Source organism: Saccharicrinis sp. 156 (assembly GCF_050589685.1).
Taxonomy (GTDB): Bacteria; Bacteroidota; Bacteroidia; order Bacteroidales; family Marinilabiliaceae; genus Saccharicrinis.
The window spans coordinates 1-17,224 of sequence record NZ_JBNGOS010000042.1; the positions used below are offsets into that span (position 1 = coordinate 1).

18 protein-coding genes are annotated in these 17,224 nt (G+C 41.5%); 2 read left to right on the forward strand and 16 right to left on the reverse strand.

The window, feature by feature from the left end; all coding sequences use genetic code 11:
* The 15 genes from hisIE to ACRD64_RS21075 form a co-directional block, all read right to left on the reverse strand.
* Nucleotides 1-560, reverse strand: a 560-nt coding sequence (gene hisIE, locus ACRD64_RS21005; protein ID WP_430935755.1) for a bifunctional phosphoribosyl-AMP cyclohydrolase/phosphoribosyl-ATP diphosphatase HisIE, incomplete at its 3' end; no start/stop codon positions are given.
* Nucleotides 561-666: 106 nt separating this feature from the next.
* On the reverse strand, nt 667-1,425 hold the full coding sequence (gene hisF / locus ACRD64_RS21010; protein ID WP_430935757.1) for an imidazole glycerol phosphate synthase subunit HisF: 759 nt from the start codon (nt 1,423-1,425) through the stop codon (nt 667-669).
* Complete coding sequence (hisA, locus tag ACRD64_RS21015; protein ID WP_430935759.1) at nt 1,425-2,150, reverse strand: 1-(5-phosphoribosyl)-5-[(5-phosphoribosylamino)methylideneamino]imidazole-4-carboxamide isomerase; 726 nt, start codon at nt 2,148-2,150, stop codon at nt 1,425-1,427. The genes hisF and hisA overlap by 1 nt, the downstream gene beginning before the upstream one ends.
* 105 nt (nt 2,151-2,255) lie before the next feature.
* A complete protein-coding gene (gene hisH, locus ACRD64_RS21020; protein WP_430935761.1) occupies nt 2,256-2,855 on the reverse strand; it encodes an imidazole glycerol phosphate synthase subunit HisH in 600 nt (199 codons plus the stop codon).
* A gap of 56 nt (nt 2,856-2,911) precedes the next feature.
* On the reverse strand, nt 2,912-3,439 hold the full coding sequence (locus tag ACRD64_RS21025) for a TlpA family protein disulfide reductase (RefSeq protein WP_430935763.1): 528 nt from the start codon (nt 3,437-3,439) through the stop codon (nt 2,912-2,914).
* Nucleotides 3,440-3,446: 7 nt separating this feature from the next.
* Entirely contained in the window at nt 3,447-4,313 is an 867-nt protein-coding gene (gene purU / locus ACRD64_RS21030) for a formyltetrahydrofolate deformylase (protein ID WP_430935765.1), read from the reverse strand.
* Between the two features lie 257 nt (nt 4,314-4,570).
* Nucleotides 4,571-5,344 carry a tryptophan synthase subunit alpha gene (trpA, locus tag ACRD64_RS21035; RefSeq protein ID WP_430935767.1) on the reverse strand — a complete coding sequence of 258 codons (774 nt, stop codon included), beginning with the start codon at nt 5,342-5,344 and terminating at the stop codon, nt 4,571-4,573.
* A 67-nt stretch (nt 5,345-5,411) separates the two neighbouring features.
* The gene (locus ACRD64_RS21040) at nt 5,412-6,044 is read right to left on the reverse strand and encodes a LysE family translocator (protein WP_430935769.1); all 633 of its coding nucleotides are present in this window, start codon (nt 6,042-6,044) and stop codon (nt 5,412-5,414) included.
* Nucleotides 6,045-6,048: 4 nt separating this feature from the next.
* Nucleotides 6,049-7,236 (reverse strand): tryptophan synthase subunit beta, encoded by a 1,188-nt coding sequence (trpB, locus tag ACRD64_RS21045; RefSeq protein ID WP_430935771.1) that lies wholly within the window; start codon nt 7,234-7,236, stop codon nt 6,049-6,051.
* Between the two features lie 69 nt (nt 7,237-7,305).
* The gene (locus tag ACRD64_RS21050; protein ID WP_430935773.1) at nt 7,306-7,908 is read right to left on the reverse strand and encodes a phosphoribosylanthranilate isomerase; all 603 of its coding nucleotides are present in this window, start codon (nt 7,906-7,908) and stop codon (nt 7,306-7,308) included.
* Nucleotides 7,909-7,950: 42 nt separating this feature from the next.
* Nucleotides 7,951-8,760, reverse strand: coding sequence for an indole-3-glycerol phosphate synthase TrpC (gene trpC, locus ACRD64_RS21055; protein ID WP_430935775.1), 810 nt, complete (start codon nt 8,758-8,760; stop codon nt 7,951-7,953).
* Nucleotides 8,761-8,837: 77 nt separating this feature from the next.
* The gene (trpD, locus tag ACRD64_RS21060; protein WP_430935777.1) at nt 8,838-9,833 is read right to left on the reverse strand and encodes an anthranilate phosphoribosyltransferase; all 996 of its coding nucleotides are present in this window, start codon (nt 9,831-9,833) and stop codon (nt 8,838-8,840) included.
* Nucleotides 9,834-9,874: 41 nt separating this feature from the next.
* Entirely contained in the window at nt 9,875-10,447 is a 573-nt protein-coding gene (locus tag ACRD64_RS21065; RefSeq protein WP_430935779.1) for an anthranilate synthase component II, read from the reverse strand.
* A 78-nt stretch (nt 10,448-10,525) separates the two neighbouring features.
* Nucleotides 10,526-11,941, reverse strand: a complete 1,416-nt coding sequence (locus ACRD64_RS21070) for an anthranilate synthase component I family protein (protein ID WP_430935781.1) — start codon at nt 11,939-11,941, stop codon at nt 10,526-10,528.
* 260 nt (nt 11,942-12,201) lie between these two features.
* Nucleotides 12,202-12,393, reverse strand: a complete 192-nt coding sequence (locus ACRD64_RS21075) for a hypothetical protein (RefSeq protein WP_430935783.1) — start codon at nt 12,391-12,393, stop codon at nt 12,202-12,204.
* Nucleotides 12,394-12,752: 359 nt separating this feature from the next.
* Between ACRD64_RS21075 and ACRD64_RS21080 the strand changes: the two genes are divergently transcribed.
* Complete coding sequence (locus ACRD64_RS21080; protein ID WP_430935785.1) at nt 12,753-13,538, forward strand: PhzF family phenazine biosynthesis protein; 786 nt, start codon at nt 12,753-12,755, stop codon at nt 13,536-13,538.
* A 1-nt stretch (nt 13,539) separates the two neighbouring features.
* Here ACRD64_RS21080 and ACRD64_RS21085 read toward each other — a convergent pair whose 3' ends face one another.
* On the reverse strand, nt 13,540-13,941 hold the full coding sequence (locus ACRD64_RS21085; protein ID WP_430935787.1) for a thiol-disulfide oxidoreductase DCC family protein: 402 nt from the start codon (nt 13,939-13,941) through the stop codon (nt 13,540-13,542).
* 129 nt (nt 13,942-14,070) lie between these two features.
* Here ACRD64_RS21085 and ACRD64_RS21090 point away from each other — a divergent pair, with 129 nt between their 5' ends.
* A complete protein-coding gene (locus ACRD64_RS21090; protein WP_430935789.1) occupies nt 14,071-17,043 on the forward strand; it encodes a PEP/pyruvate-binding domain-containing protein in 2,973 nt (990 codons plus the stop codon).
* The last annotated feature ends 181 nt before the right edge of the window (nt 17,044-17,224 follow it).

Sequence of the window (17,224 nt, forward strand, 5' to 3'; positions counted from 1 at the left end):
TCAATCCTGTACCCTTTGTGCGCTAACAGCACAATCAGATGATAAAGCAAATCCGCTCCTTCGTATAGGAAATTTTCGTCGTCGTTGGCCATGGCTCCAATTACGGTTTCTATGGCTTCTTCCCCTACTTTCTGCGTAATTTTTCTGGTTCCTTTTTTGAATAGGGATGTTGTATACGAACCTTCCGGCATTTCGGCCTTGCGCTTGTCAATAAAATCTTGCAGGTGTGTTAAAAATGCGATATCCGTATCGTTCTTCTCATTAAAGCAGGTGTCGGATCCGGTATGGCAGGTAGGCCCGGCAGGGTTGGCTTTTATCAGTAATGTGTCGTTATCACAATCAATCATGATGGATACCACATTTAAAAAATTCCCGGATTCTTCTCCTTTCGTCCACAGCCTGTTTTTAGTCCGGCTATAAAAAGTCACCTTACCTTCCGCCTGGGTTTTATCAAATGCCTCCTGGTTCATAAAACCAAGCATTAACACCTTGCTGGTACTGGCATCCTGAATGATAGCAGGCACCAAACCATTTCCTAATTTATCGAAATCTATTTTCATTTTGTTTTAAGTATCAAGATAAAAGTATCAAGTATCAAGACAATCGAACACAAAGACGCTGGGTTATTGTTTTCTTTAAAAATCTCAATATTGATACGCTGTTTTTTTACAATCTTACGTTTATTCCCTCCCGGTACAAATAACCTTTCAAATCGGGGATGGCAATTTCTTTATAATGGAAAATACTGGCTGCCAGACCTGCATCGGCTTTGCCTGCCGTAAACACATCTTTAAAATGTTCCATACTGCCGGCACCTCCACTGGCAATAATCGGAATGGATAACTCACTCGACATTTTAGCTAAAGCCTCGTTGGCAAAGCCCTTTTTTACCCCGTCGTGATCCATGGAGGTAAACAATATTTCGCCAGCTCCCCTTTCTTCCGCTTCCCTGGCCCAAGGGAACAGTCTTTTTTCTGTAGGAATACGTCCTCCATTAACCGTTACAATCCATTCATCACCATCAAAATGCTTGGCATCGATGGCCACCACCACAAATTGGCTACCGAAATTCTGTGCCATATCGTTGATAAGCTGCGGATTTTTAACTGCTGATGAATTGATACTAATCTTGTCGGCTCCCGCATTTAATAAGGCTTCTGCATCTTTAAGTTCGCTGATTCCACCACCTACAGTGAAGGGAATGTTGATATGCTGTGCAATTCGCCTCACCAGATCCACAAAGGTTTTTCGCCCCTCATGACTGGCAGTGATATCTAAAAAAACCAGTTCATCTGCACCTTGTTGGGCGTATAGTGCCCCCAATTCAACGGGATCGCCTACCTCTTTAATACCCACAAATTTAATTCCCTTAACGGTCATGCCGTTTTTGATGTCTAAACAAGGTATGATTCTTTTTGCCAGCATTATGCGTATTTTTCTAATTGTTTCAATCCTATCTTTCCTTCGTAAATCGCCTTTCCCGTTATAACCGCAGGTACTTTAGCTTCAACCAAGCGGTCAATATCTTCCAGACTGCTCAGTCCCCCACTTGCTACCAAATATAATTCGGGAAACTCATCCAGCATCTTTTTATATAGTTCAGTGGCCGGTCCCTGTAACATACCATCCTTGCTAATATCAGTACATATTACTTTTGAGATTCCTTTTGATATATAATCCTGCACAAATGGTATTAATTCAAGGTCCGATGTTTCTGTCCAACCCGAAACGGCAATCATTTCATTCTTTACGTCGGCTCCAAGTATTATTTTTTCGGAACCGTATTTTTCGATCCATCCTGTAAATACTTCTTTGTTTTTTACCGCAATACTTCCCCCGGTAATCATCCGGGCGCCGCTCTCAAAGGCAATCCGCAAGTCTTCATTGGTCTTTAACCCACCACCAAAGTCTATGATTAAACTAGTTTTGCTGGCAATTTTTTCCAACACCTTATAATTGATAATTTTACTGGCCTTGGCTCCATCCAAATCCACCAGATGAAGTCGTTTTATTCCATGGTCCTGGAACATTTGCGCCACTTCCAGAGGATTCTCGTTATATATTTTTTTTTGCTCGTAATCGCCCTGGCTTAGCCTTACACACTTGCCATCGATAATATCTATTGCCGGAATTATATCTATCAAAGCCATGTTTTACAAGTTATATATTAATAATATTATACGTACAATGCCGGGTTAAATTTAATTGGTGCGCAAAGCAATACTCGAATACGACCCTTTAAATTACAATCGGCATTACAGTTTTATAAAGTTTTCCAATATCCGGGAACCCACATCCCCACTTTTCTCGGGATGAAACTGGGTTGCATAATAATTGTCCTTGTGCAGCGCCGAGCTATAGGGCAAGATATAGTTGGTTGTTGCTGCGGTATGCTCCCCCAAAGCCACATAGAAACTATGAACAAAATATACATACTGCCCTTCCAGGGATTCGTCGAACAACCGGCTATTGACATTCGTAATAGCATTCCAACCCATATGCGGCACTTTGATTAAATCAGGATTGGGTTTGGGCAGTTCAAACTTTTTTACCCTCTCATCGAAAATGCCCAAACAATCCACATTGCCTTCCTCGGAATGGCTGCACATCAACTGCATCCCCAGACAGATACCTAACACAGGTTGTTTCAGACTTACAATCAACTCATCCAATTGGTGTTCTTTTAAATATTTCATGGTCGAACTGGCTTCGCCAACGCCTGGAAAGATCACCTTATCGGCCTTTTTTATCTCTTCGGGATCAGCCGTAACGGTATGTTCAACACCTAATCGTTCCAAAGCAAAACTCACGGAACGGATATTACCTGCATTGTATTTTATGATCGCTATTTTCATTCATTTAAAAGTATCGAGATGTGAGTATCAATTTAAGATTTAGCAAAGACCTCCAACTACTGATTTAAAAGCTCTTCAATTTTGACTTTCATCGCATCAAACTCCTCCTTATTAAAAAGCCTCGTCATATAAGCTATTTTACCATCTCTGTCGAGGATAACATTTCGGGTAACACCTGCTTTTTTCAGTGCATACAAACAAAAAATACCTGCACCCGGATCCAGAGCCAAGGGATAGGTAATTCCTGTAGCTTCTGACAATATATTCAGTTTCTCTATGGGTTCGTCTCTATCAATCCCTACCAATATAAAGTCATTATCCTTGTGAACCTGCCATATTTCGTTCTCTATAAACGGCATTTCTTTACGACACACACCACACCAGCTTGCAGTAAATTGCAGCATCACCACCTTGCCTTTATAGTCTGATAACCGAAAGGTATTACCGTTATCCAAAATAGCGGTAAAATCCGGAGCTTGATCACCAACCTTTACGATATAACCTCTATCGTCTTCTTTTTTTGTGGCGCACGACACAAGTGTGAACATGCTCAGCAATAGTACGAATGAAATCTTATTAACCATTATCCAACTAATTAAAAATGATGGTTCTGTTTTTATACACCAAAGTTTTACGTTCGATATGTGCTTTTACCGCCCGCGACAACACAATCTTTTCTACATCCTTACCCTTTTGAATCAGGGTTTTAATGGAATCATGATGCGAAATTCGATTGATATCCTGTTCAATAATCGGCCCTGCATCCAAATCGGAGGTAACATAATGACTGGTTGCACCAATAATCTTAACCCCGCGTTTATGCGCCGCATGATAAGGCTTTGCTCCTGCAAACGCAGGCAAAAACGAATGATGGATATTGATGACCTTCTCTGGAAAATGATTAATAAAATCTTGCGAAAGTACTTGCATGTATCGGGCCAGCACCACAAAATCGACTTTGTATTTCTTTAATATTTCAAGCTCTTTTTTCTCCTGTTCAGCCTTGGTTTCTGCAGTAATCGGTATATGTACGAAATCGATTCCAAATTGCTTGGCTACAGGCTCCAGTGTTGCATGGTTTCCAATGATGACCGGCACCTCCACTTTAAATTCACCGCTTTGATAACGCGCTAGAAGATCGTACAAACAGTGCGAAGCTTTTGACACAAAAATGGCCATTCGAGGTATCTCATCCGTAAAATTTAAGGTCCACTTCATTTGATACGGATCGCCCAGAAATTTTTGAAACATCGGCCTAATCTCCTCACGAGGCATATTAAAATCCGTTAAGTCCCAGGATACACGCATTGAAAACAGGTTTTCCTCGTGGTCGACATGCTGATCCACACTAATAATATTTCCGTGATGAAGATTGATAAAATCTGTCACCCGAGCCACAATTCCGCTTTGGTCGGGACAGTGTATTTTAACAATTGCAGTATTTGCGTTATTTTCCATTCTGTTAGAAATTTCTCAAAAAATTTCGAAAATCATACTCGTTCCTATACCCCGTTAAGACGGTATTACCAGTATAATTATTTCTTAAGCCCGCTAAAATAGCTATTTATTGTAAGATGAAAAACAATTAGCTGATATTTGACATACCTATAAAACTTCAATTTCCGTTTTCACAACAGAATTTGCTGCGTCATTCCATTTAATTTTCAACCGCGAATTTCGCTATTTAAGCTAAATTGTTTATCATGCGCCGAATCCTAACAGCCTTTAATGCTTTTTATAAATGACCTGATATTCGCATGCATATCACCAGGCTCACCCAGAAGCTTAACAAATGCACTTCCAATGATGGCGCCATCGGCATATTTACAGGTTTCTTTGTAAGAAGCGTGGTCACTTATTCCAAAACCGATTAAGGCGGGGTTGTCCAAATTCAGTTTGTTCACCCTGTCAAAATAAGCCAGCTGAGCTTCGCTCAACCCTTTTTTGGCCCCTGTTACCGAAGCAGAAGAAACCATATAAATAAAGCCATTGGTCTTTTCATCTATCAACTTGATTCTTTCATCAGGCGTTTGTGGCGTGATTAAAAAAATATTGCTAACACCGTATTTATCGAATGTTTCTTTGTATTCATCCAAGTATATTTGAAATGGTAAGTCAGGAAGAATTACTCCATCTACCCCTACTTCGCTGCATTTTTCAGCAAAGTTTTCGATACCATACTTGTGCACGGTATTGATATATCCCATTAAAATCAGCGGCATTTTCACCTTTGAACGAACATTGGCAAGTTGCTCAAACAACACCTTCAGGCTCATTCCGTTCTTTAGTGCTGTTTCGCCACTATGTTGAATGGTTGGCCCATCGGCCAATGGGTCTGAAAAGGGTATGCCGATCTCAACCAGATCTGCCCCGGCTTGTTCAAGCGATTCCAGAATAGGCACGGTATCGCTCAGGTTTGGGTAACCTGCCGTGTAATAGATGGATAGTATATCTTTTTTATCTTGAAATAATTGTTTTATGCGATTCATAACGAACATTGTTTACCATACGAACACAGAGACTCTGCGTTCGCTTTTAAAATTTATAACGTATTATTTACTTTTTTGCCAATACCAACCCTAAGCCCAGCAATGACAGAACACCGACTTTGCTATACTTTGTGATTTTCCAGAATTTACGGCTATTCAAATAACCTGACAATCTTCCTGACAGAACTGAAATTAAGCCAAATATCACCAAGGCCTGAACCATAAACACAGCTCCCAGCACTATCATTTGCCAGGCCACCGGAATCCCTTGCTGCGATACAAACTGAGGCAACAAAGCCATAAAGAATAAAGCAACTTTGGGATTCAGCACATTCATCAACAGGCCTGTGCGTACTAACTTTAAGAAGCTCTTCTCGGCTTCATTCTTTATTACCGGCTCTATTTCAATCCGTTTCCTTTTCTCTTTGAAAGCCTGATAAGCGAGATAGAACAAATATGCCGCACCCAAATATTTAACAATGGAAAATGCCATTGCCGATCTTTGAATAATAATGGAAACACCGGTTGCAGCAGCGATGGTATGAATCATGATTCCACAACACAGCCCAATAGAAATAGCGATTCCATTGCGTTGCCCTTTGGTAAGGCTTTCCGTAAGCACAAAAATATTATCCGGCCCGGGCATAAGGGTCAGCAATATGGCCGCTCCCAAAAATGATAATATAGCCCCTGATTCCACGATTCTACAATTTAAAGTGTTCCATATAGGTACTCATATCCTTATCTCCTCTTCCTGATAATGTGATCACTACCGATTCATCTTTTTTAAGATCTAGTTTATTTAATGCCACAAAAGCATGGGCCGATTCCAAGGCCGGGATAATTCCTTCCAAACGGGTTACTTCCAATGCAAAATCCAACGCTTCCTGGTCGGTGGCATCCAGAAAAATAGCTCTATTGGTATCCTTTAGGTGGGCATGTTGTGGCCCTATCCCCGGATAATCCAGTCCCGCCGAAATCGAATATGGTTCTGTAATCTGGCCGTCATTATCCTGCATTAAAAACGTTTTGCTACCGTGAATGATACCCACATCACCTAATGCTATTGTCGCGGCAGTTTCTCCGGATTCTATTCCCAATCCTGAGGCCTCAACCGCTACCAGTTTTACCTGTTTGTCGTCCAAAAAATGATAAAAAGTACCTGAGGCATTGCTTCCGCCTCCCACACAGGCCACCACATAATCGGGATATTCGCTTCCTGTTTTTTCCTTAAACTGCTCCTTTATTTCCTTGCTTATGATGCTCTGAAAACGGGCCACCATATCAGGATAAGGATGCGGTCCGACAACTGATCCAATGATATAAAAAGTATCTTCCGGGTTACAGATCCAATCACGTAAGGCTTCGTTTGTTGCATCTTTCAGGGTCTGGTTTCCCGATTCTGCCGCAATTACTTCAGCCCCCAGCATTTTCATGCGGGCCACATTGGGTGCTTGACGTTGAATATCCAAAGCGCCCATATACACCACACACTTCAAACCCATTAACGCACATGCCGTTGCCGTAGCCACTCCATGCTGACCGGCGCCCGTTTCGGCAATAATACGCTCCTTACCCATTTCTTTTGCCAATAATATCTGGCCCAAGGTATTGTTGATTTTGTGCGCACCGGTATGATTCAGGTCTTCGCGCTTTAAATAAATATGCGTCCCATATTTTTCCGAAAGCCTTTTGGCATAATACAGCGGGGAAGGACGACCCACATAGTCCTTTAACAATTGAACATACTCCTTCTGGAATTTTTCGGTATTGATAATATCCAGATAAACTTTTTTCAGGTTGTCAATATTGGGTTGTAACATTTCAGGAACCCATGCACCTCCAAAACGGCCGTAGTTCCCTTTTTCATCTGCATTATATTTTGAACTCATTGTGTATTACTTTATCTATTCATAAATAATCGAAATTGCTGCGCAATTCTATTTTCTCATAACCGCTGACTAGCTTCTTACCTTACTTACAAAATCGGAAACCGACTCCACATCTTTCATGGCCGGTTCGGTTTCGAATTTACTGTTGATATCCACTGCAAAAATATTCAAATGCTGAAGTTTCCTGATGTCTTCTACATCATCTTTGGTGATTCCTCCACTTAAAAAAATGGGTTTGTTATTATCATATCTGTCCAGAATCTTCCAATCGAACTTATGCCCACTTCCACCATAGTTTTTGGTTTTGGTATCGAAAAGGTAAAAGTCGCAGACCTCTGTATATGGTTTCAAATCGAAAAACTCAAAATCCTCATCCACCTGAAATGCTTTAATCACCTCCACCCCCATTTGCTTTACCATCAGGCAAAGCTCCACCGACTCACTACCATGCAATTGCACCGCGTTTAACTCGTACCGGGTAACTGCTTTGGCTATTTCCTGCTCCGAAGCATTTACAAAAACGCCCGTTCTCTTGATCCTTTCCGGCAAATGATGAATATTCTCCGGAGAATAATCCGTTCCGATATACCTAGGCGATTTGGCGTAAAAAATAAAGCCCATATAATCTGGCTGCAATGCGGCAATGGCATCAATGTTTTCCCTGTTGCGCATTCCGCAGACTTTTATTTTAGGTGGATATATCATGTAAAACATTTATTTTGCCGTTCGGGTCACGCCGTTTTGTTTAATGGCTTCCGAAAATTCGATACAGGCCTGACCCGGATTCTTGGTACGCATGAAATTCTCTCCTATCAGAAATCCCTGAAAGCCATGTTCCCGAAGCAGGAAGATATCCTCGGGTGTGTAAATCCCACTTTCCGATATTTTCACCATCTCATCAGGCATGGCTTGTGCCAAATCGATGCTTTGTCGTAAACTGACCTCAAAAGTTTTCAGGTTACGGTTATTGACGCCAACCACATCTACCAGCGAATTTACAATATCCAACTCTTCTTTGCTATGAACTTCCATCAGAATGTCCAACCCTAAATCCTTGGCTAATTTAGACAATTCTTCCGCCTCCTGATATGATAATATGGCAGCGATCAATAAAATAGCACTTCCCCCAATCGCTTTGGCCTCATATACCTGATAAGGTGAAATCATAAAATCTTTTCGGAGGATGGGAACGGTAGTGACCCTGCGCGCGGCTACCAAATCGCTTTTGTTACCGCCAAAAAACTCGGAATCCGTTAAAACCGAAATCCCGCTTACGCCAGCCTTTTCGTACAAAGGCACTACATCCTCCACTGTTGACATACTGTTGATCACGCCCTTTGACGGCGATTTTCTTTTGTATTCGGATATGATGCCATTGTGGTTTTTATCTTGCAGAAAAGCCTTTAATGAAGGCACTTCCTTTTGAAAGGAATCGTAACCTTTAAGTTTTTCTACACTAGTAAACTCTTGTTGCCGCTGAACTTCAATCTTTTTTTGAGCAACTATTTTCTCTAAAATATTCATTTCCTGTTAAAGTATCGATATGTAGGTATCCTGACATGAGACGATTTGCAGCTTCAAAATACAAAACCTCCCCTTATCTAATTTATTTCTATTAATGATTTTAACACTTGGTTAGCCTTTCCTGAAAGCAAAGAATCCTTGGCCAGATCTATTGCTTCTTCCATGGATTTGGACTTATCTATACATTGGATGGCTGTTGCCGCATTGGCGAAAATAGTCGAGTTTTGCGCTTCGGTTCCGTCACCCTTCAATATATCGGTAAAAATCTTGGCTGCTTCGGGTACCGTGTCCCCTCCAAAAATAGCTTCCTGACTTATGCGTTCAAAGCCCAATTGTTCCGGAGAAATCAACTGTTCTCCCCCGTTGGTGATGGACTTAAAATCACCTGTCAGGGAAATCTCATCGTACCCGTCTAAGCTATGAATGATTGCGTAGTTTTTATCTGTGCCCTGAAATAAATACTGGTACAACCTTGCCAGTTCTAAACTGTAAACACCCAATAACTGGCTCTTAGGAAAAGACGGGTTTACCAACGGCCCCAACATATTAAAAAATGTTTTCAAGCCCAGTTCCTTGCGATAAGGGGCCACCGCCTTCATGGCAGGATGAAACAGTGGCGCATGCAAAAAGCAGATTCCCGCTTTATCGGTCTGTTTTTTTAAGGCATCCTCATCGTTCGTAAACTTGTACCCTAAATACTCCATTACGTTTGATGATCCGCTTGCCGATGACACGCCATAATTTCCATGCTTGGTCACCTTATATCCCGCGGCGGCCACCACAAACGACGACAAAGTGGAAATATTGAAGGTGTTTTTTCCGTCACCCCCGGTACCCACAATGTCTATTGCATCAAATTCCGAAAGGTCTATTTTTCGGCAAAGTTCCAACAAGGCATCCCTGAAACCGCTTAATTCTTCCACACTGATGGGTCGCATCATGTAAACCGAGAGAAACGCCACCACATGCGAGCCGTTGTACTTATCGGCAGCTATATTAATTAACATCTCCTTGGCCTCCGTTCGGGTCAGTTTTTTATACTCAAAGAGCTTTTTAAGAATATCTTTAATCATTTTATAAGATTATTAGACGTTTGATAATCAATTCGGGACACTTATGCGTCCAACCAGTTTTTCATCATTGTTTTACCGTGTTCCGTCAGTATGGATTCCGGATGAAACTGAACTCCGCGCACATCATATGTATTGTGATGGATGCCCATTATTCTCCCTTCCTTGTCGCGCGAGGTGACGGTAAAACAATCCGGCAGATCTTCCTCGTTCACTACCCATGAGTGGTATCTTCCCACATTTACTTCTTTAGGAATGTTCTTAAAAAGGATTTCGCTATCCGCTATTATTGATACGGGAGTTGCGACACCATGATAAACCTTGGGCAAATTTGAGATAGAACCTCCAAATGCCTCAGCGATGGCCTGATGTCCGAGGCACACGCCCATAATGCTTTTTGTTGCCCCATATTTTTGAATCAAGGGAATCAAAATTCCAGCATCACGGGGAATGCCCGGCCCGGGAGACAGCAGTATTTTATCGTATTTCTCAAGTTCGTCCAACGGAATCTGGTCGTTACGGATCACATCTATTTTATAACCAACAATTTCCTCGATGTAATGTACCAGGTTGTAGGTGAATGAATCGTAATTATCGAAGACTAATATTTTTTTCATCTTTAAAATATCTATACAAGAACACGGAGATACAGATTTTATTCTATTCGTATATCAATGCTCAAAAAAAAATTAAAATTAAAACTCGGTCGCCAATTCCACTGCCTTTTTCAACGCTCCCAGCTTATTGTTCACCTCTGCCAACTCACTCTCCGGAACGGATTCGGAAACCACTCCGGCTCCGGCCTGATAATATAAAGTGTTGTTTTTACATAGGAATGAGCGAATCATGATGGCCTGATTAAAGGAGCCGTCGAAACCTAACATACCAATACACCCCCCATAATATCCGCGGTTTTGGTTTTCATATTTATCAATCAGCTCCATGGCCATAAACTTGGGCGCTCCCGAAAGGGTTCCTGCCGGAAAGGTATCGGCCATGACCCGGCAGGTATTGGAATCCTTTTGCAATTGACCTCTAACATCAGACACCAAGTGAAGAACATGGGAATAATACTGTACCTCTTTGTAGGTCTTCACTTTTACATCCTCGCAGTTACGGCTCAAATCGTTTCGGGCCAAATCGACCAACATCACATGCTCGGCGTTTTCTTTGGGATCGTTACTCAGCTTCTCGGCCAGCTCCTTGTCTTTTATATCATCACCGGTCCTTTTAAATGTGCCGGCAATGGGATTAATGGTTGCCTCACCGTTCTCAATTACCAACTGGGCCTCAGGCGACGAACCCAATATTTTATAACTCCCGTAATCGAAAAAGTATAGGTAAGGCGATGGATTAATATTGCGCAAAGCTCTGTAAACATTAAACTCATCACCGGAATACTTGCGCTTGAACTGTCGCGAAAGCACAATCTGGAACACATCGCCCCGGTAACAATGATCTTTGCCTTTTTTCACCATCTCTATAAAATCATGGTCAGTCACATTGGAAACCTCATCACTGTCAGGCTGAAAACTAAAATTGGGTACCGTACGGTTGTGCAGCAAATCCAGTATCTCGTCCAATTCACTGTCCTCGCCAACGGGCAGATTCTCGATTAAATTTAACTGGTTCGTGAAATGGTTGAAAGCCAAAACATACTTGTAATAATTATATCTTATTTCGGGTATCTCGTACTCTTCTATTACCTCATTTTTAAACTTAATGGATTCAAAGTATTGCACCGCATCGTATGACGAATAGCCGAACAAACCGTTGACTTTTGGCGCATGATCCGGTAATTCCACTTTAAATAAATTCAAAAATGCATCTAATTGCGCAGGTACATCCTTTATTTCCGGGTTTTCTCCTTTAACAATTTTACCATTGGGCAAGGTTGTTTCTACTACCCCGTGGCTCACTTTGAATTCCGCTATGGGCTGAAAGCAGATGAACGATTGAGAGTTGTTGTTTCCATGGTAATCGGAGCCCTCCAACAAAATCGTATTGGGGTACAAATCGCGAAGTTTTAAATAAATGCTAACCGGCGTTATGATGTCAGCTATATTGGCCGGAACTTTTTTTGCTAAACTTTTAATATTTATCGACTTCATTCGTCTTTTTAATTTTTTGCGGTTTGAATTCATTGAAAAAAAAATGGCTTACCGAGGTTTCGGCAAGCCATTTATATATCTTATATCATAGCGTAGCGTCTCACCTCTTCCAGATTAGAAAAAGCCAGTGCCACCACCATGTATTGTTCATTATTTTTGTCATTTGCTTATAAATTGTTAGCAACGGCAAATTTTAAGATATTTTTTGAAATATCAAAATTTAATTTGCTTTTAAATTGATTTGACAGGATTTTATTGTTTTACGCGGACATTCCGAAAAACACCTCGCTTAACATTTGTGAGTAGTATGTTCCAAATTCCTTTTTAACCCACTCGTATAGTTCTTTGGCTTCCGCCTGGCTAAGCCAGCTTAAAGACTTAACTATCTCTTTTCTAAAACGTCGAGGATTTTTGGCCACCCCCAGTAAAACTTTCTTTTGATGCTCTAACATAGTCAACAATTTTGATTAAAAATCGCTTGGCTTTTCTGCGTACAAAGGTGCATATGCAACGTTAAACATTTCATATTAGAATGTTATTAGTGGTTTAATTAATTTCATTCCAAATAATTGTGTTTAAGCTAAGCCATACCTAATTTTTATAACGTGTATTATTCGCAAAAGGTTACTTTGTTTTGATGTATGTTTTTTTTGCTGTGATGTTCTTGAGATTTTCTTATTTTATTGTATATTACAAATATGAATAACCCGACATCCCCATTGCAAATAGATATTAAAAGGTAAAGTTACTTATCGTATAACGTTTTAAAGATTTTTCTATTACGCAATCCGGGTAAAAAAAAATAAACCTTATGCATACCCAAATTTATCTTGTAGTCGCCTTTGCGGATGAGCTTTTCAAGGGCAACCCGGCCGCTATTGTCAAACTTAACAAATGGCTGGACGAAGACTTGATGCAAAAAATCGCAAGCGAGAATAACCTTGCCGAAACCGGTTTTATTGCACCTGTTGATAACAAACTTCATATAAGGTGGTTTACTCCGACTACGGAAGTGGATTTATGTGGTCATGCAACTTTAGCTGCAGCACACATTTTATTTACCCACGAAGATTTCGAAGGGGATCAGGTAATTTTCCACTCCAAAAGTGGAATACTAAAGGTAGATAACAATTTTGAATATCTCACCTTGGATTTTCCTGTTGACACCATCCAACAAGTCAACCAACTGCCCGAACTGAAGAAGCTGGATACCGAATATCTGGTAGAAGAGGTGTATAGAGGAAAAACGGATTTGATGTTTGTATTTAAAAAGGAGAAGCACATAGCGGAATACGTTCCGGATTTCGACTTGATCCGGCAATTGGATTGCAGAGGACTGATTATTACGGCTCCGGGAGAAAACACAGATTTTGTTTCCCGTTTTTTTGGCCCTCAAACAGGCATAAACGAAGATCCGGTTACCGGTTCTGCCCATACAACACTGACGCCTTATTGGGCAAAGCGTTTGAAAAAAGACAGCCTTACAGCTGCTCAACTAAGCAGAAGAGGTGGAAATTTAACTTGTGAATTAAAAGGAGATCGCGTATTTATTGGGGGCACCTGCAAGACCTTTTTAAAGGGTGAACTCTTTATTTAATTTATTCGTTGACAAACCGGTTTGCTATTTCCTCATTCATCAACAAACAACTTTGTTTAAAGAGGCGATGTCTGTTCCTGGCCACCAAGTCATACAACCAGTCCCGCATTGGCCTTGGAATAAGCTTTAATACCGTTAATAAGTTATAAGGGAACTTAAGGTAGTTTGATATCCGAACCAAGGCATTGCTTTTTATATACAGTTGTTTGTTCTCCATGAGTACCACCGAATCCAATTCCCCGGTTAATTCGCCGGGCAGCAGCCTGCCGGCCACATCCGATTGCAAACGGGCAAATGTAAGATTACTCGCCTTCTCGTATTTAAGAATAAAACGCACGGCAAAGCTACAGAGGCCGCAATCGCCGTCATAAAACAAAATTGGTTGGATTAATTTGCTTTCCATATTCTTCTGCTATCTATCCATTTAACAATACATCCGGCAAATTGTTATTTTCCGGACTAACATCTATCATGGTAGGATTAACCTATTTTAGTAACTTAGTAACTTCGAGTCACGAAAAAGCAGGAGACAATGGAAACCAATACCCCATCGGGATTAAGTAGCATTTACAATCGGAAAAAGAGCGACCAGGATATTTTTACCGAGTTAATGGAGTTTAAGGTAAAAGAGGTTTTGCTGATAGCCAACTACTACGACGCATATTCTATTATAAGGGAAGGACGTTTTTTTGACCGCATCTATGGTGAATTCCTGCAGCTCAACCTTTATACCGCTCCTCGTGTGACTTCGGTATCCAATGCGGAAGAAGCATTGGAATTAATGGGGAAACGCCACTTTGACATGGTGATATTAATGGTAGGACTGGATAAAACAACCCCCGTCAAAACCAGTAAAATCATCAAGCGGAAAGCGCCGGAAATGCCATTGTTGGCTATGGTCAACAACAACAGCGACCTGAGGTTTTTTGATGAATCCGGACCCAACGTGAAATATATCGACAAGGTGTTTGTGTGGAACGGCGATTCAAAAGTGTTCCTGGCCATGATTAAATATGTGGAGGATAAATTGAACGTGGCCAATGATACCAAGATTGGCGATGTGAGGGTAATCCTTTTGGTCGAAGATTCGCAAAAATATTATACGCGTTATCTTCCCATGCTATATTCCATCATCATGAAACAAACACAAGTAGTGCTGGCAGAGGAAGGACATGATCAATTGCATAAGATATTGAAAATGCGTGCCCGCCCAAAAATCCTATTGGTCAGCAACTATGAAGATGCGATTGAGATTATAGAAAAATACAAATCTTACCTGATATGTGTAATCTCGGATGTAAAATACAAACGCAATGGTGTAGATGACGAAAACGCCGGCGTGGAGCTCATTAAGCATGTCAAATCGCTGACCAGCCTTCCCACCCTGCTGCAGTCATCAAACCCTGCAAATGCGATCAAAGCCAACGAAATCGGATCTGACTTTATTGATAAAAACTCCGAATCACTTTCCCAGGACATTTTCGACTTTATTCATCGCAAACTGGGGTTTGGAAATTTTGTGTTTAAAAATTCCAGGGGCATACAAGTTGCTGTGGCACGCAACCTGAAGGAATTTACCCGATGTATTCAAGAAGTTGCGGCAGAATCGCTTTTATACCATGCCAAAAGAAACGGAGTCAGCACCTGGTTAATGGCGCGCGGCGAAATCAATATGGCACAAAGGCTAAGACCCTATAAAATCGAAGATTTCGACAGTTCACATAAACTTCGCCAGGCTATTCTGAATATATTTGAGGAAGTAAAAATAGAACGGTTGCGGGGTCGTGTGATACTCTTTGAATCTTCGCTCATCGACAGCGACCGATACGTGACCAGAATTGGGGAAGGCAGCTTTGGTGGCAAGGGCAGGGGATTGGCATTTCTCAGTCACTTTGTGGAAAACATTGATTTTAAAAGCTTGTTGCCCGGGATTGGCATTCGCATACCTACCACAGCCATTATCGGTGCCGATGAGTTCACCAATTTTATACAAAAAAACAAGCTTTATCATAAAATTTACGTCGAGCAAGAGTACGATAGTGTCCGTGAGTTTTTCCTTCGATCCTCGTTTTCCGAGCGCATTAAAAATCAACTTCACAAATACGTCGAAGTAATCAGCGAACCTTTGGCCGTGCGTTCTTCGGGCCTTTTCGAAGATTCGCTGCTACAACCCTTTGCCGGTGTGTACGAAACATTTATGCTGCCCAACAACCATCCCGATGTAGAGGTTCGGTTTCAACAGTTGGCCACTGCCGTAAAACTCGTTTATGCTTCCATGTTCAGTCCTTCGGCCAGAGCCTATTTCGAGGCTGTCAATTATAAAATTGAGGAGGAAAAAATGGCTATCATCATTCAAAAAGTCGTTGGTGAAGAGGCTCACAGCCGTTTTTACCCGCATATCAGCGGAATTGCCCAAAGCTACAATTATTACCCTTTTTCGTACATGAAACCGGAAGATGGCTTTGCGGTCTTAGGGGTCGGACTCGGCAAATACGTGGTTGGCGGAGAAAAGGCATGGCGTTTCTGCCCCAAATACCCGAACCTGGAACTCAACTCAATTCAGGATCAAATGAAAGATTCGCAAACCTATTTTTATGCGCTGGACCTGAACCTGGGAGAATTTGATGTGAAGCAATATCACCAGGACTCCTTTATCCAAAAGCTACCCGTCAAGGAGGCCGAGGAAGATGGCAACCTTAGGCTATGCGCCTCCGTGTACGACTTCAGTTACGACCGAATCGTCAATAACCTCGACAAAAAAGGGCCGCGCATCATCAACTTTGCCAGCATACTTAAGTACGATTATTTTCCTTTAGCCAAGAGCCTGGAATTCTTGCTTAAATTTTTTAAGGAGGCCATGGGCGCACCCGTAGAGATTGAGTTTGCAGTCCAACTGAATACGGAAAACCAGAATCCCATTCTTTACTTACTTCAAATTAAACCAATGATACGGGTTGAAAACAATGTAAAAGTTAACTTTAATCAGGTTGATGAATCGAAGGTAATAATAACCTCGGAAAAGGGAATGGGCAATGGAAAGATAGAGTACATCAAAGATGTTATTTTTATGAACCCCGAAAAGTTTAGCCGCACCAAAACCGATGAAATGGCCAAAGAAATGGCTGTTTTAAACAAGGAAATGGAACGGATCGGAAAAGAATACCTGTTGATAGGCCCGGGCCGATGGGGCACGCGCGATAAGTTTACCGGCATTCCCGTGCTCTGGTCGCAGATATCGTATGCCAAGGTTATTGTTGAGATGGGGCTGGAGGATTTTCCGTTGGATGCTTCGCTGGGTTCCCACTTTTTCCATAATGTGACGGCTATGAACGTGGGCTATTTTTCGGTGCATCACAACAAAGCTGCCGAACGCGTTAATTTCGAAGTACTCAAACAACAAAAGGTGATTCACCAAACCGAATACTTTACGCACGTGGAGTTTGATAATGCACTGGAGATTTTAATGGATGGCAAGCGGCAAAAAGCGGTGGTGAGCTTTCAATAAACGGTGCTACCCGCGCGGGCAGAAGATAACCGGCCATCATTCACTTGGAAGAAATGCGTCATTGGCGTTGCGTCAATGCTCATGGCGATAACAAAATGGCCATGATATAATTAACCCGCCATATGCATTGAACCCGGATTATGTATTGGAGGTTCGTCATGAGCATGGCAAGTACAATAAA

Excerpts from the sequence above, each read along its gene's own strand:
- hisF (WP_430935757.1), bottom strand. The coding sequence starts at position 1,425 with ATGCTGGCAAAAAGAATCATACCTTGTTTAGACATCAAAAACGGCATG.
- hisA (WP_430935759.1), bottom strand. The coding sequence starts at position 2,150 with ATGGCTTTGATAGATATAATTCCGGCAATAGATATTATCGATGGCAAG.
- hisH (WP_430935761.1), bottom strand. The coding sequence starts at position 2,855 with ATGAAAATAGCGATCATAAAATACAATGCAGGTAATATCCGTTCCGTG.
- ACRD64_RS21025 (WP_430935763.1), bottom strand. The coding sequence starts at position 3,439 with ATGGTTAATAAGATTTCATTCGTACTATTGCTGAGCATGTTCACACTT.
- purU (WP_430935765.1), bottom strand. The coding sequence starts at position 4,313 with ATGGAAAATAACGCAAATACTGCAATTGTTAAAATACACTGTCCCGAC.
- trpA (WP_430935767.1), bottom strand. The coding sequence starts at position 5,344 with ATGAATCGCATAAAACAATTATTTCAAGATAAAAAAGATATACTATCC.
- trpB (WP_430935771.1), bottom strand. The coding sequence starts at position 7,236 with ATGAGTTCAAAATATAATGCAGATGAAAAAGGGAACTACGGCCGTTTT.
- ACRD64_RS21050 (WP_430935773.1), bottom strand. The coding sequence starts at position 7,908 with ATGCGCAACAGGGAAAACATTGATGCCATTGCCGCATTGCAGCCAGAT.
- trpC (WP_430935775.1), bottom strand. The coding sequence starts at position 8,760 with ATGAATATTTTAGAGAAAATAGTTGCTCAAAAAAAGATTGAAGTTCAG.
- trpD (WP_430935777.1), bottom strand. The coding sequence starts at position 9,833 with ATGATTAAAGATATTCTTAAAAAGCTCTTTGAGTATAAAAAACTGACC.
- ACRD64_RS21065 (WP_430935779.1), bottom strand. The coding sequence starts at position 10,447 with ATGAAAAAAATATTAGTCTTCGATAATTACGATTCATTCACCTACAAC.
- ACRD64_RS21070 (WP_430935781.1), bottom strand. The coding sequence starts at position 11,941 with ATGAAGTCGATAAATATTAAAAGTTTAGCAAAAAAAGTTCCGGCCAAT.
- ACRD64_RS21075 (WP_430935783.1), bottom strand. The coding sequence starts at position 12,393 with ATGTTAGAGCATCAAAAGAAAGTTTTACTGGGGGTGGCCAAAAATCCT.
- ACRD64_RS21080 (WP_430935785.1), top strand. The coding sequence starts at position 12,753 with ATGCATACCCAAATTTATCTTGTAGTCGCCTTTGCGGATGAGCTTTTC.
- ACRD64_RS21085 (WP_430935787.1), bottom strand. The coding sequence starts at position 13,941 with ATGGAAAGCAAATTAATCCAACCAATTTTGTTTTATGACGGCGATTGC.
- ACRD64_RS21090 (WP_430935789.1), top strand. The coding sequence starts at position 14,071 with ATGGAAACCAATACCCCATCGGGATTAAGTAGCATTTACAATCGGAAA.